The 23,148-nt window shown below is 43.7% G+C and carries 18 protein-coding genes; 15 read left to right on the top strand and 3 right to left on the bottom strand.

All coding sequences use genetic code 11. From position 1 onward, the window contains the following. Window positions 1-75 precede the first annotated feature (75 nt). From ACUC6J_RS22495 to metK, 4 genes are all read left to right on the top strand, one after another. Complete coding sequence (locus tag ACUC6J_RS22495; RefSeq protein ID WP_447249447.1) at window positions 76-1,605, top strand: stalk domain-containing protein; 1,530 nt, start codon at window positions 76-78, stop codon at window positions 1,603-1,605. Between the two features lie 44 nt (window positions 1,606-1,649). Then, a complete protein-coding gene (locus ACUC6J_RS22490; protein ID WP_044786141.1) occupies window positions 1,650-2,231 on the top strand; it encodes a hypothetical protein in 582 nt (193 codons plus the stop codon). Window positions 2,232-2,367: 136 nt separating this feature from the next. Then, on the top strand, window positions 2,368-2,658 hold the full coding sequence (locus ACUC6J_RS22485) for an alpha/beta-type small acid-soluble spore protein (RefSeq protein ID WP_044786140.1): 291 nt from the start codon (window positions 2,368-2,370) through the stop codon (window positions 2,656-2,658). A gap of 329 nt (window positions 2,659-2,987) precedes the next feature. Continuing rightward, a complete protein-coding gene (gene metK / locus ACUC6J_RS22480; protein WP_013373407.1) occupies window positions 2,988-4,190 on the top strand; it encodes a methionine adenosyltransferase in 1,203 nt (400 codons plus the stop codon). A 127-nt stretch (window positions 4,191-4,317) separates the two neighbouring features. On the opposite strand, the gene ACUC6J_RS22475 is transcribed toward metK, so the two are convergent. From ACUC6J_RS22475 to ACUC6J_RS22465, 3 genes are read right to left on the bottom strand one after another with little or no spacing between them, the layout of a single operon-like run. After that, entirely contained in the window at window positions 4,318-5,220 is a 903-nt protein-coding gene (locus ACUC6J_RS22475) for a TetR/AcrR family transcriptional regulator (protein WP_447249446.1), read from the bottom strand. A gap of 55 nt (window positions 5,221-5,275) precedes the next feature. Then, entirely contained in the window at window positions 5,276-8,392 is a 3,117-nt protein-coding gene (locus ACUC6J_RS22470; protein ID WP_330707829.1) for an efflux RND transporter permease subunit, read from the bottom strand. Continuing rightward, window positions 8,389-9,798: an efflux RND transporter periplasmic adaptor subunit gene (locus ACUC6J_RS22465; RefSeq protein ID WP_447249445.1), complete on the bottom strand. Its 1,410-nt coding sequence runs from the start codon at window positions 9,796-9,798 to the stop codon at window positions 8,389-8,391. The genes ACUC6J_RS22470 and ACUC6J_RS22465 overlap by 4 nt, the downstream gene beginning before the upstream one ends. A 264-nt stretch (window positions 9,799-10,062) precedes the next feature. Between ACUC6J_RS22465 and ACUC6J_RS22460 the strand changes: the two genes are divergently transcribed. The 11 genes from ACUC6J_RS22460 (at window position 10,063) to flgK (ending at window position 23,129) form a co-directional block, all read left to right on the top strand. Further along, complete coding sequence (locus tag ACUC6J_RS22460; RefSeq protein ID WP_290402578.1) at window positions 10,063-12,780, top strand: stalk domain-containing protein; 2,718 nt, start codon at window positions 10,063-10,065, stop codon at window positions 12,778-12,780. 47 nt (window positions 12,781-12,827) lie between these two features. Next, window positions 12,828-13,988 (top strand): sensor histidine kinase, encoded by a 1,161-nt coding sequence (locus tag ACUC6J_RS22455; protein WP_013373402.1) that lies wholly within the window; start codon window positions 12,828-12,830, stop codon window positions 13,986-13,988. Between the two features lie 4 nt (window positions 13,989-13,992). Continuing rightward, on the top strand, window positions 13,993-14,715 hold the full coding sequence (locus ACUC6J_RS22450) for a response regulator (RefSeq protein ID WP_013373401.1): 723 nt from the start codon (window positions 13,993-13,995) through the stop codon (window positions 14,713-14,715). 167 nt (window positions 14,716-14,882) lie between these two features. Next, window positions 14,883-15,323 (top strand): hypothetical protein, encoded by a 441-nt coding sequence (locus tag ACUC6J_RS22445; RefSeq protein ID WP_017427118.1) that lies wholly within the window; start codon window positions 14,883-14,885, stop codon window positions 15,321-15,323. 201 nt (window positions 15,324-15,524) lie between these two features. Continuing rightward, window positions 15,525-17,645 (top strand): DEAD/DEAH box helicase, encoded by a 2,121-nt coding sequence (locus ACUC6J_RS22440; RefSeq protein WP_447249444.1) that lies wholly within the window; start codon window positions 15,525-15,527, stop codon window positions 17,643-17,645. 347 nt (window positions 17,646-17,992) lie between these two features. Then, window positions 17,993-18,562, top strand: a complete 570-nt coding sequence (locus ACUC6J_RS22435; protein WP_019688800.1) for a ComF family protein — start codon at window positions 17,993-17,995, stop codon at window positions 18,560-18,562. A gap of 383 nt (window positions 18,563-18,945) precedes the next feature. Further along, window positions 18,946-19,416 (top strand): LysM peptidoglycan-binding domain-containing protein, encoded by a 471-nt coding sequence (locus ACUC6J_RS22430; RefSeq protein ID WP_447249443.1) that lies wholly within the window; start codon window positions 18,946-18,948, stop codon window positions 19,414-19,416. A gap of 734 nt (window positions 19,417-20,150) precedes the next feature. After that, complete coding sequence (locus ACUC6J_RS22425) at window positions 20,151-20,561, top strand: TIGR03826 family flagellar region protein (RefSeq protein ID WP_016822916.1); 411 nt, start codon at window positions 20,151-20,153, stop codon at window positions 20,559-20,561. A gap of 195 nt (window positions 20,562-20,756) precedes the next feature. Further along, entirely contained in the window at window positions 20,757-21,032 is a 276-nt protein-coding gene (gene flgM / locus ACUC6J_RS22420; protein ID WP_016822917.1) for a flagellar biosynthesis anti-sigma factor FlgM, read from the top strand. 9 nt (window positions 21,033-21,041) lie between these two features. Continuing rightward, the gene (locus tag ACUC6J_RS22415) at window positions 21,042-21,542 is read left to right on the top strand and encodes a flagellar protein FlgN (RefSeq protein WP_025365993.1); all 501 of its coding nucleotides are present in this window, start codon (window positions 21,042-21,044) and stop codon (window positions 21,540-21,542) included. Between the two features lie 18 nt (window positions 21,543-21,560). Beyond that, the gene (gene flgK, locus ACUC6J_RS22410; RefSeq protein WP_447249442.1) at window positions 21,561-23,129 is read left to right on the top strand and encodes a flagellar hook-associated protein FlgK; all 1,569 of its coding nucleotides are present in this window, start codon (window positions 21,561-21,563) and stop codon (window positions 23,127-23,129) included. Window positions 23,130-23,148 lie beyond the last annotated feature (19 nt).

Below are 23,148 nucleotides of genomic sequence, written 5' to 3'. Positions count from 1 at the left end.
ACTGAATTAGATGAGAAGAGGGTTCCTTTTGGAGCCCTTTTCTTTTATTAGTCTTATTGACAAAGGAGAGAAATTATGAAACGTTTTGGAGTGGCATTACTATCCACATTGGTTCTTACTTCTGCGTTTGCTAATCTTGCAGGAGCTCAGTCAGGTGATATAAAGGTTATTATTAACGGTGTAACTCAGCAATATACACAGTCTCCGATAGTCAGTCAAAATACAACCCTAGTGCCTCTTCGTGGTGTTTTTGAAAGCTTGGGAGCGCAAGTAGAGTGGGACAGCAAAGCCAAAAAAGTAATAGCATCTAAAAATGACGATACATTAACTTTAAATATTGGTTCTAAACTTGCTTATAAAAACAGTAAGCCTGTACAGCTGGATGCAGCAACTCAAATTCAAAAGGGTCAAGTGCTCGTTCCTTTACGTTTTGTGAGCCAATCATTAGGCGCCAAAGTAAATTGGGATCAAACTACACGAACAGTGACCATTTCGAATCAAGCTAATAGTGCCACTGACACTATTAGCTTGTCCAGTAAGCCACTTGCAGCTCCTGTGACCAAAGTTACTTATGATACTTACTATAATGACTCCTTGACCTATGATGCTGCAGTAAAACTGGCTATAGCTGATAGTACTTCAGTTAAAACAGGAGAAGTGAGTATCGATCAAGCAGGGAAAATTATGAAAGAAACTGGAAAAAATATTGATTTTGTTCCTGCTGAAGCAGGAGATGAGGGTCAAGATAAAGCCTTTAAAGGGTATGCCCAAACCAATCTTAATTATGAGGCTGCCAAAAAGAATCTGGAAATGACCAAAGAAAGTATTGAATATAATGTGAAGGATCTTTATAACAAGCTCCTGCAAAAACAAAATGCGGTTAAACTGGCAGCATTGAATATTGAAGATGCAGAGCGCAAACTTAAAGTTGCGCAAATCAAGAGAGATAATCAAATGTCGAGTGATTATGAAGTTACCCAAGCGACTAATCAGGTGACTCAAAATCAAGCTGCTCTGGAAAAAGCAAAAAAAGATCTGGATAGTGCTTATGTGTCATTGAACCAAGTAATTGGATACAAACCAGAGCAACGTTATGAATTAAAGGATAAGCCTGTCTATTCTGAATTTAAAGATAATGTAGAGACAAAAGTAAGCCAAGTACTCACTAGCAGTACTGCTATTTGGTTGAGTGAGCAAAAAGTGGATTTGGCTGAACTGGGTTTAAAGCTTTATAACTTTAGCAGTCCAGGAAATACCCCTTATGAAGCTGAACAACTTAATGTTGAAAAGGCTCAGTATGCTACAGAAGGCACAAAGAGACAACTGGAAGAAGCTGTAAGGACGATTTATAACAATATCAAGGCACTGGAAAGCCAATACTCACAGATCCAAGCTGGTTTGGTGAGTGCAAGAAGTGCGGCTGATATGGCTAAAAAGCAATTTGATGTTGGATTGGCTACAGAGCTTCAGGTTTACGAGGCTAATTTGAAAGTGACTACCGCTGAACAACAAGCGGAAGATATTGTTTCAAGTATTGATACTTTGAAGCTGGCTTTCAATAAGCCATGGGCTATGCAAGGTTCCGCTGGAGCAAGTGCGCAATAATTTAAGCTTACCTATACTTGTTATAACTGCAGTAGGAGGTTTTCATGAAATCACGCTATAAAGTATCGTTGGCTGCTGTTTTACTTGGAGGAGGAATTGTGGCTGGCTCTTTGATGAACAATTCAGTTAATGGAGCCTCCAGTTCTGGACAACCTGGAACAGCTGATGATCCAGTCGTAACCAAAAGCTACGTTGACCAAAAAATTGCTCAGGCCATCAAAGGTGGGGGAACTGCAAGCAGTACTAGTAGTAAAACAACTAACTCGACTGCTCCAGCAACAAACACCACTGCTTCTAATACAACGTCTTCAGGAACCTCTAATGCTGCTAAAAGTTCAACGGTGGAGCAGACAGAGGCTTTGAAGGTTGTTGATGTAAAGCCTGGTCAGAAACTGATTGCCAAAGCTGGGGCAGAATTTATTTTACGTAATGGAAATGCTGTTGTGTACAGCATGGATGCCAGTGGTGCTATTGATATTACTTCTGGAACTGAAATTGTTCATAACCAGGCTGTCGAAAAAAATCATTTATTATCGTTTCCTAGAGAAGGAAGAGGTATTCAAGTAAAAGAAGGGCAGAAGTTTGGCCTAGTCGTTATGGTACGAGGCGGTTATACTGTTCAATAACTGGTGTCTATCTCTGTTTAAGGTACTCTTTTTCTTAAATACTGCTTGGGATAGCAAATTGTTCTTGGCTAAGTTGACTTTAAACACTGCACACTAACTTCATGAAAAATAATTCATTGAGTGGAGGGTGCATACGATGGCGTCAAGAAGTCAAAGACGATTAATTCCCGAAAGCCGTGCGAGGTTAGATGATTTGAAGTATGAAATTGCTGCCGAGTTTGGGTTACCTGTTTATAATCCTCAATATGCACATATACATCCGAATGCTGATAGTGAATTTGCTGCAGAATTGGGGGAGTTTACAAGGAATCAAAATGTAGAGTGGCGCGATTTAACTTCAAGACAAAATGGTTCCGTTGGTGGAGAAATTACTAAACGATTGATACAATCCGCTGAACGTAGCTTGTCTGAATTTGGTACATTATAAATTGTAATTATTGATATAGATTTTAAACAAATAGTAGGTATAAACTGGAGCTATTTACATGTGGATCATAATGGTTCGCATGTAAACTCACTTCATTTTCGAATTTTGTTATTTGGATGACATGAATTGACACCTTGTTTTAAATAGGATATCATGGCATTTGAGGCTTGTACGCAACCTTTTCCTACCGGAAAAGGTTCATTTTTTGTTAATCAGGTGTAAAAGATATCTTCCGTCATTTGTTGAGTTGAAGGTAACTGAATAATGCCATGCCATGTTAGGATTTATTAAAAATCCTCATGTATTTTAATTGTGGGAGGTTGAAATTCATGTCTGTAAAAGGTCGTCATTTGTTCACGTCCGAGTCTGTAACAGAAGGCCATCCGGATAAAATTTGTGATCAGATATCCGATGCTGTATTGGACGCCTTTTTGGCTAATGATCCTAATGCACGGGTAGCATGTGAAGTATCGGTAGCTACCGGTCTCGTTCTCGTCATTGGTGAAATCAGCTCCAAATCGGAATACGTGGATATTCCATCCATTGTTCGTAATACGATTAAGGAAATTGGTTATACACGTGCAAAATACGGTTTTGACTATAATACTTGCGCTGTATTGACTTCTTTGAATGAACAGTCGCCAGACATTGCTCAAGGGGTTAACGCTGCCCTGGAAAGCCGTGATCCTGCTGAAGTAGATAAGGAAACAGAAAACATTGGGGCTGGTGACCAAGGATTAATGTTCGGTTTTGCTACGAACGAAACACCTGAGCTAATGCCTCTTCCTATCGCTATGTCTCACCGTATTGCACGACGCTTGTCTGAAGTGCGTAAGGATGGAACGCTGAATTACCTTCGTCCAGATGGTAAAACTCAAGTAACGGTAGAATATGAAAATGGAAAACCTGTTCGTATTGATGCTATTGTGGTTTCTACGCAGCATGCAGAAGATACAACTTTGGAACAGATTCAAGCAGACATCAAGGAAAAGGTTATTTTGCCAGTTGTTCCTGCAGAATTGCTGGATGAGCAAACCAAGTACTACATTAATCCAACAGGGCGTTTCGTTATCGGTGGTCCTCAAGGGGATGCAGGTCTGACAGGCCGTAAAATTATTGTGGATACGTACGGTGGTTATGCACGTCATGGCGGGGGAGCATTCTCGGGTAAAGATCCAACCAAAGTGGACCGTTCTGCTGCTTATGCTGCTCGTTATGTAGCGAAAAACCTCGTGGCAGCTGGATTGGCTGACAAGGTGGAAATTCAGCTTGCTTATGCCATCGGTGTAGCTACGCCTGTTTCGATTAACGTCGATACATACGGCACAGGGAAAGTTAGTGATGAAAAACTCGTTGAACTGATCCGAAATAACTTCGATCTTCGCCCAGCAGGCATCATTCGCATGTTGGATCTGCGTCGTCCAATTTACAAGCAAACAGCTGCTTACGGCCACTTTGGACGTACAGATCTGGATGTACCGTGGGAGAGTGTAGATAAAGCGGAAATTCTGAGAGAGCAAGCGGGGTTATAATCCTCGTAAGTTATCAGAATAACGCATTAACCTAAAAAGACTGTTCATGCTATGCATGAGACAGTCTTTTTTTGATATGCTTTGCTATTAATTATGAACTTGCCATGGTGTACTTAATTTCACACCACTATTCGGATATCGGTGCGAGACCCAATAAATTTCTGAGTAAATGACACACCTTTTGTACTTCCTTATATTGCTCCAAATACGCAAAAAGAGCTTTTAAGAGACCTTTTTGAGGGTTCGATTTCAGAGCCTCTTCCTTTAATTGAGCGTAAATTTGCTGACACTCCTGTTTCTCCTCTGTGCTCCACGAAGAAAGCAGTATACTGTCTTCCAGGGAGTGGAGCAGGCCGTTAATTTGACGACCTTGGTCAAAGGGATTACTTAGTGCGCTCTCGGGTAACCAGCCCTTTTTGCTCCAGAACAAATGTGGAGCGGAATCAGCACTGCTCAGGCTGGTTGCCAAGGAACTGGATAAGAAGATGATAAACTGTGTTAGATGCTCAATCGTTTCATCATTCATCCGATCGGCAAAGAAGCGAATATATTCGAACACAATGCTTTTCAGTACAAAGGTTATATCCCATGCATGATCTTCAATGCCTGGTCCAAAAATATCAATTAGGCAGTCGTGAACCCATTTGTACAATTTGTATTCATGCTGTTCAAACGCACCATTGAGTTGTTCATTCTGAAAAATAAGCATGGAAGGCTCAGGAAGATCCATCATGAGATACACTTTGTTTTCAACGAGATTTTTCAAATAAAGTACAATAAAACCTTGCAGTTTATCGTGCTTAGAAAGATCAGGTTTACTGTAGAGAGCCCGGATGTCTTGTTCAATGTTATTCTCCAGAATGATGCACATTTCCAAAGGCAGTTCTTCTTTCCCTTGAAAGTATTTATAGAAGGATGCCTTTGCCATTCCACTTTCTTTGGCGATTTCCTCAACAGATGTTGAATAATAGCCTTTTCTGGAGAACAGCCGAATGGCCGCCTGTAAAATATCATTTTTTTTACTTTCCATACATACTTCCCTCCAGGAACCAACTCGACAGCATGCAGATTTACCACTTCATACATTACAAAGGTTGGTCACGTGTAATAACTGTGTGCTGCTGTTTTTTGAGTTGTCGGTGCATCTTGTACTTGGCCATGATCATATACAAGGACGGCACCACAAACAAAGTTAACAAGGTCGAAAATAACAAACCGAAAATAACGGTGAACGCTAGTGGCTTAAAGAGCAGGCTTCCCAATAGTGCTAAGGGAATCATGCCTACAATGGCAGCCAGGGAAGTCAATAAAATCGGTCTGAAACGAGCAGCGGCCGCTTGTATTACGGCTTCCTTTAATTCCATTCCTTCATGTCTTGCATCCTCGATAAATTCAATTAAGACAATCCCATTCCGCACAACAATACCCGCAAGTGCAATAATTCCCATGATGCTCATAAAACCGATGGGCATACCAGTCAGAAAAATACCAATTATCCCGCCGGCTGCTGCTAGGTACACGGTTGTCATAATAATAATAGGAATGGAGAGTGAATAAAACTGCATTGTGATCAAGAGTAGAATGAGTAAGACTACAACGATCGCCAGCTTCCCTAAATCCGCGAATATGGTAGACTGATCGGATGTTTCACCGCCTACCTCCCATTTATAGCCTTCAGGGAACTTCATTTGTGCCAGTTTGCCTTCCACATCTACCATGGCTTCGCTTGCAGTTCGTCCGTTCAAGTCGGCTTCGACTGTAATCGTCCGCTCCATATTGTAATGCTTGATTTGCTGAATAGCAAATGACGGCTTAATCTGTACTAGCTGGTTTAATGGAATTTGCTTTCCGGCTGCATTCACTACACTTAGTTGTTGGAAAAGCTTACTTGGCTCCTCGTTACTGTGATTCAAATACATTTTGATATCTACCAGACTGCTTCCAGTATCGAATTGACTGACTTGGGCTCCTTCTTTTAACAGAAGAAGGGTACGAGTCAAATCTGTGTAGCTTACTAAATATTGATCCATGGCTTGTTTGTTGACCTCAAGCTCGAGGGCATATCGTTCAATTCCTATGTCATCTACGATGCCCGTTGTGCCCTCTACTGTCGCGATCTGCTCCTTTGCTTTTTGGGCAAGGGTTTGCAGTTCATTCAAATCCTGACCTGAGATACGAATAGAAACGGGTTTGCCTACTGGAATCCCAAGACGGGGAACATACATGGTAACCGTGACGCCAGGGTAGGATTTCTTAACATGTTGTTCCCAGGCATCAACTGTCGAATTGAGATCGAATACGTTCTCTTTTCCGACGACAGCAATCTGACCTACGGTTTCGTTATAAGTAATATTTCCACCCATGCTATTAATGTCACTAAACAGTTGGGGAGCAGTCCCTCCTGCACTGTAAACGACCTTGGAAGTTTCAGGTTGCTTCTTGATCCAGCCTGCAAGATCTTTAACGACCTGATCGGTTTCCGCAATGGAAGTGCCTACAGGCATTTTTACATTTAGTGCAACATGAGGGTCTTCCGATTCAGGGAAAAGCTCAACGGATGTAAAGGGAACTAATCCATAAGCAGCTGTTCCAAGCATGAGTCCAACCATAGCCGTCAGCAAGGGACGCTGAATGACTTTAGGCATCAGCTTTTGTGAATAAAGCTTGTTTAAAGAGTGAATCTGCTGACCGAGCAAGCCTACTGGTTTTGATTTCCCCTGAGGATGACGAGTCTGTCTGCGCTTTTCATACCATTCTCGAAAAATAGGGATGATCGTGAGGGACATGATCATAGAGGCTAACATGGTCAGAGAAACAATGGCGGGAATGGGTCTAATAAAGGCACCTACATTTCCGGGAAGAAACAACAGTGGAGCGAAAGCTGAGATGGTGGCCAATGTTGCAACCAAAATAGACAGCATGACCTCTTTGGTACCTTTTATAGCTGCAACGGAGGGTGATTCTCCTAATTCCGTAAGTCTGCGCTCAATATTATCGTTTACCACTACAGCATCATCCACGAGTATGCCGAGTACAATGATCAGACCGACAACGGAAATCTGATTTAAAGTAATGCCGAACATAGGTAGAAAGATAATGGCAATCGAAACCGAAATAGGGATTGCCAGCGCGACAAAAGCAGAGGTGAGCAAATTCAGGCCCAACATACAAACGAGAATAACAGCCGCAATTGCCAGAATCGTTTCACGCTTTAAGTCGTCAAAGATATGGTTTACCTGATCCTTTTGTGCAAAGAGAGTCTGTAAGTGAACACCTACGGGGAGTGTTTTCTCCAGCTCTTTGAGCTTGGTATTGACCTTTTCGCTCATAGAGGGGATGTCTGTGCCTGTTTCCGCTCCAATACTTAGCGTAATGGCCGGTTTACCCTCTACATAAGCGAAATATTCTGCCTCAGGATGTGCCAGCTCAGTTGTTCCAATATCTCTTAAATAAACAGGATTACCTTCCTTTGTACGTGTCAAAATGACCTGATTTAATTCGTCAGCTTTTTCGGTCTCACGAACAATGAGTTGATAGGTACGTCCGTTGTATTCAATATTACCGGTAGGAACTCGATCGATCTGAGATTGGATCGCTTGTGCCACTTGTCCCCACGACAACTGATATTGCTGGAGCTTCTGATTGTCGATATGGACACGTACTTCTTGGTCAGGAAGACCATTGAATTTGACACTGGATACGCCGGAAATCGTATTAAGTTGATCTTTCCAGGTGGTGGTCAAATCATTTAGTTTATACAGTGGTGCAGATGAGTCGGCGGTCAGAGCATAAGAGCCGATAAACGAGCTGGTCAGCTTGTCATTTACAACAGGCACCTCAGCACCTTGAGGAAGATCGGCTTGTGCATCTTGCACCTTTTTACGCATATTATCCCAAACTGTCTGAGGATCCACTCCATTTTTGGATTCGATTAGAATAGAGGAGAATCCGTTGCCAGAAGTCGAATTAATCGTTTTAACACCTTCAACCTCCTTGATGCGTTTCTCCAGCTCTTTAGTTACGGTTTGTTCTACCTTTTGTGGCGAAGCACCGGGGTAAACGGTTGTGACCATAGCATTCTGTATGGTCACGTCTGGCATTTCCTGCTGTGGTAACTGGAAAAAACCGAAAGCTCCAACTACAATCAGCATGACAAAAAACAGCAATGTTATTTTTCGCTTTTTTACGATGTACTCAATCATGGACGTCCGCCTTCCTCCGACTGAATCGCACTTCCATCAAACAGGGATTCTGCCCCTTTAATGACAATACGTTCTCCTTCACGAAGCCCGGATACAATTTGCAATTGATTATCTACAACCTGATTGCCAAGCTCCACAGGGGTTCTAACCGCTTTTCCTTGAACATCTTTGAAAATAAAAGGCTTGCTTCCCGTATTGATGACTGCTTCAGCAGGCACAAGAATACCATTCTTGTCTGTCACCTGATGCGCAGCTTTAATGACCTGGCCGGGTAACCAGTCTCGCTGTGGATTGGCAATGATAATCTCTACGTTAACCCGCCCCGTATCGGTGCTGGTTGAAGGATAGATGTTGGACACCATACCATGACGAGTCTCATCATAGAGTGCCACCTTCACCTGTTGTCCCTTTTTCCAATTCTTAATTTCACTGTCTGGTACGGGAAGGAGTACTTTAAGACGGTCGGTGGAGCCTATGCGATAGACGGCTTGGCCCGACGCGACCAAATCACCTGTATTCACGATTTTGTCTAAGATTACGCCGTTCACGGGAGAAGTTAAACGGGTGCGTGACAATGCCAGCTCCGCCTGGTCCTTGGCGACAAGGGCCTTTTCGTAGTTGGCACGTGCTTGTTTCTGGGAAGCCTCTGCTTGTTCGCTGGCTGCAAGAGCTTTAGTTTTACCTGCAATCGCATCCTGAAAGGAAGCTTGGACAGATTGATGCTCTTCGGCTGTGGCCCCTTCCAGCAAAAGAGATAAGGAAGCTTTTGCTTGCTCCAGATTTTGAAGAGCAGCAGTTGCATTCAGGCGGGCGTTCTCGTTATCCGACGCGGTAGCTGCACCTGCCTCAAACAGCTTTTGCGTCCGCTCGCTATCCGTCCTGGCCTTGTTATAGGCGCTTTGTGCCTTATCGACAGTGATCTGTGCTTGCTGTTTTTCCTGAGCGCGCGCACCCTTGCTGGCCTTGCTGACATTTGCACGAGCACTCGTAATACCTGCATCGGCGGATTGAATGGCAGAGGCAGCTGCCTGTAGGTTAGCCTGTGCGTTATCTATACCGGCTAAAGCTTCTTGGATAGAGGCCGTTGCCTGTGCAACCTGTAGCCTGTAGTCAGCATCATCTAGACGGGCAATGATTGCCCCTTTTTGGACTAGAGTGCCAGTAGTGACCTCTGCGCTGGCGACGATACCTCCATTTTGAAAGGCCAGTGTACGTTCTTCATAAGCCTGAAGGGTGCCTGACAAGTCATAGGCGGTATGGAGTGGTGTATTTTTGACGATTGTAGTGCGCACAACGGTCGGCTGTGCGGATGAACCTGAAGCAGCATCTTTTTTTTCGGTAGAACATCCGGCAATTGCGAGGCTCATTGATAAGGTGAGCATGATGATGGCCCGTTGTTTATTCATGATTATCCTTCCTTCCGATAGGGTCATAAAATCGAGTTTAAACTAATTGGTTTAAAATGAACTCATTAGTTCATGTGTATTATAGTGCGCCTATATTGCATTCGTCAATTCACTGTTTTGGATTTTATGAATTAGTTGGCGGAATTTCGGAACTTTTGCCTTTATAATAAGTCTATTAACATAAGAGGATTTTTTTGTTTATTGGTAGAGTACATGCGCGGATTAATCCGTTTGAATACAAAGAAGATGGGAGCTATTATCCAAATGTTTTTAAGTAATAGAAAACAGAGCAAAGTGAAAGTAGATGGCAAAGGAATTGCTAAAAGATGGGCTGTTTTAACGCTGGCAGGAGTATTATGGGTCGGTCCGGTTGCCGGAACTGGGGTTCTAGTCCCGTTAAATAATTGGATATCTGCGCCAATCGCGAGTGCTGCCTCCGGTTCAACGGTAAAATTGGGTGAGGAGATCATTACTTCGGGCGCAACATTATTGAAATATCGTTTTAAAGGGTCCAAGGGAACAGCGCTGGCTGATATCGTTCGAGTAGACCTGCAAAATCCGTACGTAAAGCTGGATGTCATGACTGGGAAGAACGGACAGTTTACGACCCGTCAGAGTACAGGCGGTATGGCAAAAGAGACCGGTGCGGTTGCTGGTGTGAACGGGGATTATTTTAATACCTCTAGCGAGGGAGCACCGATCGGTGGACAGGTGTCCAAAGGGGTGTTGATGTCTACTCCCTCTGATTTAACAGGGATGTATGCCTTTGCAGTAACGAAGGATGGCTCACCGATGGTTGAGCAATTTACTTTTGAAGGTACAGTAAAAGCTGGTGATGGGTCTTCCTTCTCTTTGGCAGGGATGAATAAGGCTTCGTACTCGCCTGAGACGAGTGGGAGCAGCTATAGTCACTCCAATGCTATGTATATTTATACATCTGCTTGGAAAGCAATTGAACGACCTAAAAACAGTTCGACAACGCCTACTGAAATATTGGTACAAAATGGCGTGGTTACGCAAGTCTCCGAAAATGCTACATTGAATATGACTGTTCCGCAGGATGGCTATATTTTGCGTACACACGGTAAAGCAGCGGATTATGCCAAAGCGCATCTGACTGTGGGACAGACTGTAGAAACGAACTATCACCTTCGTGTCAAATCGACAGGGAGTGAAGTAGATCCTTCCAACCTACAAATGATGATCGGTGGACATACCATATTAGTAAATGACGGACAGAAGACTTCGTTCTCCCGAAGTACGACAAGTATAGGCGGGACGCGTGCGCGTACGGCTTTGGGATATTCCCGTGACAAGCGATATACCTATGTCATCGCCGTTGAGAAGAATGGGAACAGCGTTGGTGTATCCTTGAGCGAGCTGCAAACACTGATGAAAGATATTGGTGTCTGGAAGGGGATGAACCTCGATGGTGGCGGCTCTACCACCATGGTAACTCGTGATTTGGGAGATACGACAGCGGGGCTTACATTCAATACAGAATATGGTACAGAGCAACGTAGCATCGTAAATGGAGTGGGAGTATATACCACTGCTCCTAAAGGAACGCTCAAAGGCTTTACCATCAAGGGCAATAAAACGCTGCTGATTGGTCAGAGCGGAAGTTACTCCTTCAAAGGCTACGACAACTACTACAATCCATTTGATACCTCGAAAGTACAAGTGACGTGGAAGTCCAGCAACCCAGCTGTTGTGTCCGTGAGCGGCGGTGTTGTGAAGGGAGCCAAACCGGGAACTGCTACTTTAACTGCATCCAGTGGCTCAGCTAGTGCGACAACCAAGGTCACCGTGCTTGGAGCAGATGAAATTTCATCACTTACTGCAGGAAGTGGGACAGGCTCGCTTACTGCAGGAGCTAAAATCGCAGTACCGATAACGGCCAAGACGAAAGATGGACAGAGTGTCAGCATTACATCAGATGCGCTCAAATGGGAATTCATCGGCTTTAAGGGAAACGTTAAGGACAATCAGCTTACGGTAAATACAGTGGATGCGGGTGTGAAAACAGGCTATGCTATTGGTCGCTACGATGGTTTCAGTGCGGTTGTCTTCCTGTCCGCTGGCGGGGCAAGTACAAATAACTGGGAAAACTTCGAAAATGTTTCGTATCCGGTTGATTTCACTTCAAATGTGGAAGGTGTTACCGGTACAGCGGCTGTTGTACAAGGGGATGGAGACCATGCCAATTCCAAAGTGCTGGAGCTAAGCTACGACATGACGAACGGCAGTGGCAAAATGTATGCTTACGCTCAATTAAATGGCACATCCGGGAAGACGTTGGAGCAGGCAGCTACATCCATCTCGATTGATGTCAAAGGGGATAAGAGTCTGAACTGGCTGCGTGCGGAGCTGGAGGATGCTCAAGGCAAAACGGCATACATTGATCTCGCCAAAGTGATTGACTGGAACGGCTGGAAAACGATTAACGCAGATATGAGCAGTTTGAATATTTCCTATCCGGCGAAGCTGAAACGTCTCTATGTGGTCAATGTAGCCGAGGGTCAGGATGAGCGCGCTAAGACAGGTAAGGTCGCTTTTGATAATATCTCTTTTAATACACCGGGGACGGTCGGCACAGAAGGACTTAAAAAGGGAACAGCTCAGATGACGATCGGTCAAAAATCAATGACGGTAAATGGAACGCCAACAACGATTGATGCAGCTCCGATGACTCGCAATGGTTCGACATATGTTCCAATTAAGTATGTGCTGGACGCATTTGGCGGACAAGCCAAATGGAATGCGGGCGATCAGCGGATCACCATTATGCGCGGTGGTGTGCTGATGGATTTGACTGTAGGAAAAAAAGAAGTGATTCTAAACGGAAAGCGTCAGAGCACTGAAGTTGCACCTATTGTACTGGGAGGCAGGACTTTAGTCCCATTAAGACTGGTGTCTGAACAGTTAGGAATGACTGTAAAATGGGAACAAGAAACGAAGACCATCACCCTCCAGTCATGATATGGTATGATATATACTTGAAATGCTAGGATTGGAGTAGAACATTTGTGGACTTTCAAGCCGATATCATAGACCGAGTCATTAAAAATGCCATCCAGGTGATGGAGAACAGCAAATATCAGATGTTCGAAATATTGGACACGGCCCGGACCGAACTGGTTACGTTAAATCAAGAGCTTCAGAGCGTATTGAAGGAAACGGCAGAAACGATCGAAAAAGTGGACCAGCTGGAAATGAACTATCGGCGGTCCCGAATTCGGTTGACTGAGGTCAGCCGTGATTTCGTCCGTTACTCGGAAGAGGATATCAAACAGGCTTATGAGAAGGCGACACAGCTTCAACTCGATGTGATGATTTTTCGCGAGAAGGAAATGTATCTCAAAGCCAGAAGAGATGATCTTCAAAAGCGGGCCAAAAGTGTCGAGGCTTCTGTCGAGCGGGCCGAAACTATCGGTTCGCAGATGGGGGTCGTGCTGGAATATTTATCGGGTGAATTGGGACAAGTGACGCGGATCATTGAATCGGCCAAAAATCGGCAGTTTATTGGTCTGAAAATTATTTTGGCTCAGGAAGAGGAGCGTAAGCGCATATCCCGTGAAATTCACGATGGACCTGCGCAACTCCTTGCGCATCTAGTGCTTAGGACGGAAATTGTGGAAAGAATGATCGCCAAGCAGGAATTTAAGATGGTTCAGGACGAAATAGTAGACTTGAAGAAACAAGTTCGCTCCAGTCTTGAAGAAATGCGAAAGGTCATTTTCAACTTGCGTCCCATGGCCTTGGATGACCTGGGGCTTATTCCGACGCTCCGGAAATATGTGCAGGATTTTGAAGAAAAAACGAAGATTAGAGCGCTTTTTGAAACAAGGGGCAAGGAACACCGTCTCTCTTCCGCGATGGAAGCAGCCATTTACCGTCTGATCCAGGAAGCTTTGACTAACGCTGCCAAGCATGCTTACCCTACCTATGTGCTTGTGGAGATTACCTACCAGGCACAGCTTGTAAAAATTGTTGTGCAGGATAATGGTCTGGGCTTTAAGCCAGAGCTTTTTCAGCAAAAAAGCAAAGACCATGGGCATTTTGGTCTGATTGGTATGCGGGAAAGGGTTGAACTGCTCGAGGGGAGAATGGAGATCGAATCAGCTGAGAATCAAGGCACCAAGATAGTGATTCATATCCCAACCAACGTGGAAAAGGGAAAGGAGTAACAACATGGAAAATCAGGAAATGAGTAATGCACCCATTAAAGTTCTCTTAGCGGACGACCATCAGTTGTTTCGTGAAGGACTTAAACGTATTTTGAATATGGAGGACGACATTGAGGTCATCGGAGAATGTGGCGATGGCATTCAAGTGTTGGAATTCTGCAACGTAGAGAAACCGGATATTGTTCTGATGGATATTAATATGCCAATTGAAAATGGTGTAGAGGCAACTGAAAAACTACGGGAGATGTTCCCGGATGTCAAAGTGATCATTTTATCCATTCATGATGATGAAAGCTATGTATTCGAGACGTTGCGCAAGGGAGCCAATGGCTATCTGTTAAAAGATATGGAAGCCGAGTCCCTCATTAATGCTATTCGTTCAGTACATGAAGGATATGCATTTATTCATCCGAAGGTAACGGGCAAGCTTATTCAGCAGCTTCGTCGGATGACTTACCTGAATGAAACAGGGGCTATGGCGGAAGGTCATACTAAGGAAGCAGGCGTGAAGTTTGTCGCAGGTGAAAATAATCCGCTGACTCGTCGTGAAGCAGAAGTGTTACGTCTGATGGCCGAAGGCAAGAGCAATAAGATGATTGGTGAATATTTATTCATTAGCGAGAAAACGGTCAAAAACCATGTCAGCAGTATTCTGCAAAAAATGGAAGTGGATGACCGTACACAAGCAGTTATTAACTCCATCAAATATGGATGGGTTACGCTGTAAAGTGTAGTCTTTTCATGTATTAGACGATGCAGCTGCCTAGATATGAATGCTGTACCGCCTCTCTTTTAGAGCGAGATATCCGCTCGTATGGAAGTCCAGTACATAACCGTGACACCTCTTCCTGTTATACGGCATATATTGTCGCTATAGGAGGAGGTGGAACCCTCGTGACGGCTCACTTGGTTTGGATATTGCTTATATACGGTGTGGGAGCTGCAGTCGTGCATCTCATGTATATACGACAGGCGGTTCAGGCTTATCACAATGGCGAAGATGCTCACACGACATCGCTGAATCGTCGTGCGACTCGCTACATTGTGATTACATCCAATGATGGAGATCGTGTGGAATGGGTGATGCGTTCATTGAGTATCCTTGCCTGGCTACACCGGAGGCCGCTACATGTAACGGTACTGGATGATGAATCTATAGACGATACGCTACCGATTCTGACCCGGCTGGTGCGCTATAGTCATATGGATGTTTCAGTCATCTCATGTCGTTTTTCACCGGGGAACCCGGTTTTGCCGAAGTCAGGCGGTGAAAAACAGGTTGTTATTGATCTTAGAACAGCAAACCCGTTGGCGGGCGTCCCACTTGTTCCTTAGTGACAGGGATCTGTGGACATCGTGGTTAAAATCAGATATAAATATTTATAGACAGTTGCATATGCAAGACAATAGGGATTTCGTTGAAATCTGTTTGATGTGAAGCACACTTCAGGCTAATAGCCATGGAAGTGTGCTTTTTTGCTGTTCTCTGGGGTGATAAGAACTAGGAACAATGATGAATGAGAGGAGAGAACAAAGATGAAAATTGCAGTATATGCAGTCAGGTATAAAGGAAATTGGAATCTTCGATTATCTGTGGATATTCGAGTAGATATGACATGGTGGTGGTGTCAAGATAAGCACCAGGAGAATGCTGTCGAAAGGTGGGTGTTATTAGGAGACGAGCTTCCCTTGTCTTGGGGAGTAAGCCTATGTGGAAGATTTAAGGAATTAGCAGATATGGAGCGGTGGGGGGATCGACAATGGTGGGCCTATACTCTTGCACAGCTAAAGAATGAGCTGGTTCTTGAGTCTTCTAATGGAGAACGGATCTTATCTGGAGGAGTAGACAATATATGCATTTGGGACCGGCACCAAGGGTGGGTTTCACGCACTCAACATGGGAATGAGGGACAAGAAACAATAGGAACTGTACGTTCTATTCAAAACCGGAAGCTCGCCACGGGAGTAAATGGATTGGATATGGAATGTTTAACACGACAAGCGAACGAGCTGACTCATTTGTTGGCAGGACGCCAGTTGCTTGTTCCTGAAGCTGAAGCATTGCTAGCAGAGGCAGCCCCGGATTTGGAGCATACTTGGCGTTCAGCTGCGCAACTTGCATATCTGCAAGGCCGACTCAGCTTTGCTGATGGTCTCGCTCCAGCACCACGTGCGCGCTGGTCTGCCGCGCGTAGACAGGAACTCCGCTGCAACCGTTGTGGCAGCGGAAAGGTGCACCGCACAAGCTGCGCATCGTGCGGTCGTAAGGCGTGCGCCTACTGCGAGACATGTCTGACGCTTGGACGCAGTCGTGAGTGCTCATTGCTGCTGCGCGGTACAGCGAAACTTGCCATGCCGCGCACGGCAGAGGCAACCCCGGCGACGAATCTCGACCGCTGGGGGCTGAGCCCTGCGCAACGTGCCGCCGCCGAAGCAGCGCTGTGCTTTTTGGCCGCACCACCCGGAGGGGTGCGAAAATGCTCTCGCCCGGCAGGCCAATGGCAACGAGCGCGCGAATTATTCCGGCGCAGCATGCGTGCGCGCCAGGAATTAGGTGCTGCCACTGCGCATGGCAGCACTCTTGCCCTCAACGAGCAGTCATCGCCCAAATCTGGCGAGCGTGCTTGGGAGATTGCTGGCCGGCAAGTACCCGATTCTGCGGCCGAACGATTTCTGCTCTGGGCCGTGACTGGCGCGGGCAAGACGGAAATGATGTTTCCGCTTTTACAGCATGTGTTGGAGCGCGGAGGGACAGCGCTCGTAGCAACACCGCGCCGTGATGTGGTATTGGAATTGGCACCTCGCTTGGCAGTTGCGTTTCCCCAGGTTAGCATGGTGAGGCTTTATGGAGGGAGTGCAGAACGGTGGCAAAGGGGACAACTGACACTGGCAACAACACATCAGCTGTTGCGTTATCGCCACTCTTTTGATTTGGTTGTAATTGACGAGATTGATGCATTTCCTTATCACAATGATCCAATGCTTGCCTTTGCTGCCCAAGCAGTATGTAAGCGGGAAGGAAAGTTTATTTATTTGTCTGCTACGCCACCGCGCCCCTTGCAGAAAGAGGCTGCACGTGGTCAACTGCCACATGCCAAGGTTCCCGTTCGTTTTCATCGTCATCCCCTACCTGTCCCAATTCGTTTGGGGACTCCTCCAGTGCATCAGTGGCTGCAAAAAGGTCAGCTTCCTGCTTCATTTATTCAGCGCCTAAACGTATCCATTCAACGGGGGGCGCAGGTCTTTCTATTTGTGACACGAATCTCACATATTCAAGGTCTTGTGGAACTGCTGATTAGACTATTTCCTGATATACCTATCGCCGGTACCTCATCGCAGGATGAAGAACGAACCACTAAGGTGCGTTTATTTCGGGCTACTGAAATACGTGTGCTGGTCACAACCACTATTTTGGAGCGAGGAGTGACTGTTCCGCGGAGTGATGTGTATGTGCTAGACGCGGACAGCAGTCTTTTTGATGAAGCGTCCCTTGTCCAAATGGCTGGCCGATCTGGTAGATCTAAGGATGACCCATGTGGTAGTGTTATTTTTATATCCCCTCAATGGACTAGCGGTCAAAAGAGAGCGATTAAACAGATTAAACGTATGAATGCACTGGCTCGGAAAAAAGGATATCTGAAATTGGTGAAGCATTAAATGCATTAAATAAAAAAAGTTTTTTTGGAACTGTGAAACCTGAAACAATGTTGGTACGTAAACTACCAAGAAAGGTGCATTTTGGTATGGGGATGATTCCAAGAACCCGTTTGTTTTTGAATTGGTTATTCCATCGTCAGTCGCAAACATGTGTTGCTTGCGGCACTCTCACAGGTCATTTTTCCGAATTTACTGGGCTTTGTACTCATTGTTCGACCCAAATTCCTTGGGTTTACAACATTCGTTGTGCACATTGTGGACGTCCGACGTCTTGTCCAGATTGTGTCAGGCCTGACCGATTAGTGCGTTATTATGTATGTAATCGGAGTGCAACCAGGTATACGCCGATGATGAAAGAATGGATAGGACAGTTTAAATACCGCGGCAATGAAAAGTTTGGCCCCCTGCTGGGCGAAATCATGAACCGTGCCTATCAGGCGATGAGACATGAGTTTGCAGGTCATAAATGTAATCGTTTCAAGCAATCTTTGTGGGATGTAGATATAGTGACCTGTGTCCCGGTAAGTGAAAAGAGGCTGACAGAGCGTGGCTTTAATCAGGCTGAAATTTTGGCAGAAGAGATTGCAAAGCGAAATAAGCTCCCCTTTCTACCTTTACTTGTTCGCCCGCAAGATACAGGCAAGCAAAGCTTTAAATCAAAAAATGAACGCATGAATACAATGAATAATGCATTTTCTGTTCACCCCAATATGATGAATTTGATGAAATCCTTTACTTTAAAAGCTGAATCTCGACGTGCTACGGAGGAGTGCACGCACTCCGTTACAATTTTGCTTGTAGATGATATTTATACAACGGGGAGTACATTGCAGGCGTGTGCACGTGTTTTGAGAGAAAAGGCATTAGAACGAGGAGTACATTTGGCTATCTTTTGCCTGACTCTAGCGAGATCATGAGTCTAAATTTCTATTATATTCCATAATTTTATGCTTGAAACTATGAAAAAAAGGTTATAATTCTTTTGAAAGAAGGATCAAATGCTAGGGCCGAAGCCTTTTAATCCGTACAATCAGCAGAATTTGACAACAAGCTAGAGAGAGGTATATAATAAAAATATAGAGACGAACAAAAAGTTAGGAAGTGAGGGATGAAATCAGAATATTTCAATTTAGAGGTTGATTTTTTTGGAAAAGAGGAGTACAATTTCTATCTGTTGATAGCTAACATGATTGGTAATAAGTGATCAGCTAACGACAAAAGAGCGGACATTGGGAGTGTCTCGCTCAGTAGTAAAGCAGTTAATTAAAATTTAAAGCTAAAAAGAGGAGAGAACAAAATCATGAAAAACGTAATGAAAAAAGTAGCAGTTTCTAGCATGTTGGCAGTTAGCTTAGGTGCAGTATCTTTGTTGAGTCCACTTGCAACAGGTCAAGTAATGGCGAAATCCAGCTCCGATGACGAAGTACAGCAATTGGAAGACCAAATCATGAGAGAACAACAAGAAGCAGCGCAAAAAGCATTTGAAGCTAAGTACTTCAAAACTGAAACTACTGAAAGTGCAGCAACTACAACACCTGCTCAATCGACAACAGAGAACAACAACCAAACAACAAGTACCAAACCAGCAACAACTACAACTGAAGCACCAGCAACAACTGTAAAAACAATCACTGTAAATGTTCAAGAAGGTGACACACTGGCTTCTATTGCTGAAAAATACGGTGTAACTGTCGAAGAACTGGTTAAAATCAACAACCTGGTTAAAGTTGGCCAAGAACTGCAAGTGCCACAAACAAACACAAATAAATAATTAACATTATAAACTGTTTTATAAAATGTATTTATTAAACCAAGCGTTTGACTATAGTATACGGGAAGGCCTCTATTAAAACAATGCTTTTTTGAATAATTATTTGTAAAATTGCTTGTTTTTTTGGGCTGCAAATTTCCAATGGTACGTCTAGCTTAATTTCAGATAGCTTATAAGTTGAAATGATGTTAGGTGTATGAGATTTATGAATACCCACACTCCATGTGCGGAGCATTCGTATGGACGCCGATCCCCCGGATTTATAGTATTTTCTTGATTGTGTTCGGGGCACAGGTGAACATGAATTCTTCTGAGGATTGTTTCGCCCGGTTTTTCCCTCATTTTATTTCTACATTTTAACCATATTCATATATAGCTGTTTAATGATAATGAAGCGCTATTCCCGAGAATAACTGGAATGGCGCTTATTTTATTTTTTCCTCTAAAGTAGGGAGTAATGTTTGACGATAAATACTCACATGTAATAGGCTGGATTATGAGTACTTATTTGCCTCTGCATTTTATGTTGTTGCATATTAATGTACATATAATGGGAGAATTTTTGTCCGTTGATTCCTCTCTTATACTTTTACTATGATAACGAACAAAATGTGGAATTGTGTTAAAACTAAAAAAGAGTTTTGAAATATTTGCTAGACGAGGCTCTTCACTATAAGTTAATGTAAGGATAATAGTAATTAAAGACCGGAACTTGGAAAGGGGCGCTACAGAGGATGAATTTAGATAACTGTCCTCGCTGTGGAAAGTTGTTTGTTAAGAATGTCAGAGGAATCTGCCAGAACTGTATTAAAGAAATTGAGGTTGAATACGAGCACTGTGTCAAACATATACGTGAAAATAAAGGTATTCATATGCATGAGCTTTCGGAAGCTACAGGTGTCTCCGTTAAACAAATCACGACATTTATACGTGAGGGACGTATTTCCATTGCTAATGCGCCTAATATGACGTATCCTTGCGAGGTATGCGGGATACCAATTCGTGAAGGGCATATGTGCGATTCTTGTCGAACGCGTCTGACTAAAGACCTGAATCAGGCCATACGCGAAAGTAGTAATCAGGATCAAAGTAATAATATGGGCTCAGGTACCTACAGCGCGATTGATAAACTTCGTGGAAACTAGTACAGGGGAATTAAATACGCATTCAGCTATTCAAAAAGTTTCAAATACCGCCGATAATCTTTATAGAGCTTATCGGTTTTTTTATTTTAGCAACCATGCCCAAAATAAAGAAGTAAGGCATAATACGAACCATGTTCGACGCTATGTCGTCTGATACATTCTGACCATATCAAATAACTAAGGAAGGTGGAAGTTATGAAAATTAACGAGACCAACCGCATCGGAGCTATTAATCCATATCAGCGAAATATTGAAACAGGACGCCAGGAGGAGCTTAAGAAGTCCCGCCGTAAGGACGAGGTTTCCATTTCTCCAGAAGCAATGGAAATGCTGAACCGCAGCAGTGATGCAGACCGCGTTAAGAAAATTCAGGAGCTTAAGCAACAAGTAGCTTCTGGAACCTATCGTGTGGATGCCGATAAAATTGCAGAGAAGCTGTTACCTTTCTTTAAGCAGTCTTCCGAAAGCTAGGTGAAGGATATGCCTTTAGAACGTTTGATTGGTGTGCTGGAACAGCTAGATCAAAAGCATCTTATTTTATTAGAACTGGCGAAAAGTAAAAAAAAGATTGTCATGGAAAATGATATGGATAGCCTGGTACAGCATTTGAACCAGGAATCCAGACTCCTTAAACAAGTAGAACAGTTGGAAGAAGCTCGTATGGAGGTTTCGTATGAGCTTCTTCGTGAACGTGGTATTAAGTCTCAGCTTAATTTGACTATAACCGAGCTGGCGCGCCTTGTCTTTGATCTAGAAGATAAGAACAAACTCCTCAGTGTCCAGAGCCGCTTATCCCACACTCTTTCAGAATTAAAGGAAATTAATGAAATCAATCAAAAACTCATCGAGCAATCGTTGGTGTTTATTGATTACTCTTTAGATCTACTTGTAGGACGTCCTAATCAGGAGATGACTTATATGCATCCTGATCAGAAGAGTAATCAACACGCACGACCTGGATTGTTTGACACTAAGGCTTGAGCCGAGGAGGAAAATAGAGTGCCATCCACATTTCATTCCATAGAAACAGCTAAAAGAAGTCTTTTTACACAAACGGCAGCTTTAAATACAACAGGACACAACATAGCTAACGCTAACACGGAAGGCTACACACGGCAGACGGTCAAAATGAAGGCTTCCATCCCCATGGAGGCTTACGGTATTAACCGTTCTAATGTACCTGGTCAATTGGGAACAGGTGTTGAATTTGACGCTATTGAACGTATTCGTGAAAAGTTCTTGGATAGCCAGTATCGCGGAGAAAATACTGAATTGGGTAGTTGGACAATCCGTAGTAATACGCTTGATAAGCTACAACAGATTATGAATGAGCCGTCCGATACAGGGATTCGGAAGGTTCTAGATAACTTTTATAAATCTTGGTCTGATTTAAGTAAAGATCCAGAAAGCGTGACCGCACGAACCATTGTTAAAGAAAATGCACTTGCCTTGACTGATGCAATGAATCATATGAGTAAACAGTTGAGTAATTTATCTGCGGATTTAACCTCTAATGTGGAGGCTAAGTCTAGTGAGCTACAAAGTTATGTAAACTCCATAGCTGATTTGAACCAATCGATTACTAAAATTGAAGGTTTGGGCGATAATGCTAACGATCTACGTGACCAACGTGATTTGATTGTCGATAAAATCTCAAAAATCGTTAATGTTACGGTAACTGATACTGATCAAGGCTACAACGTTAATATGGGGGGGCAAGCATTAGTAACTGGATTTGAACCGACTACTGGAATTAACGGCGCCTTTTTACAAGCAGCTTTTGCCTCTAATGATTTACAAGGTGGCGAAGTGCATGGAATGATCTACTCTAGAGATCAATTTGTAGCAGATTACACAGCCCAAATGGATAATCTCGCCAACACCTTGGCGACAGGTAATATTACTGTAACGCTACCTAAAGGCTCAGTTTTGCCAGAAGGCACTGTCCTGAATGGAGTGACTTACACAGGGACCAGCCGAACACTTCAATCGGATTTAACAGTTACAGTTAAAGGTCTTAATGGTTTGCATCAACTGGGTTATACCCAAGAAGATAAAGATGCTAATGGTAATATGGTTGCGGGTAAACCTTTTTTTGTAACTTCAAATAATGGTGGGACAATAACAGCAGGTAATATCACGTTAAACACTGCTATAGTAGATAATCCTAATGCTATTGCAGCATCCCTTCGGGTAACAGGCAGTGCTCCTACTGAGGAGTTGGTTAAGGGTAATAATACATTGGCATCTTTGATGTCCAATTTGAAATTAAGCAATTTCACTTCGGTTTCTACAGGGAATACAGCTACTATTGATAGCTTCTTCAGTTCTATGGTTGGTCAGTTGGGGATAGAGGCTCAAGAGGCTACAAGACAGACACAAAACTCGACAGCTCTCGTATCTCAGGTAGAAACTATGCGTCAATCTGTGAGCGGTGTTTCACTGGATGAAGAAATGTCCAATATGATCAAGTTTCAGCATGCCTATAGTGCCGCTGCTCGGTTTATGACCACATTCGATCAATTATTAGATAAATTAATTAACTCCACAGGTGTAGTAGGAAGATAAGAATTGGGATTAAATATCT

The organism is Paenibacillus sp. JJ1683 (assembly GCF_053006485.1).
This window is presented reverse-complemented; position numbering and strand designations above follow the sequence as displayed.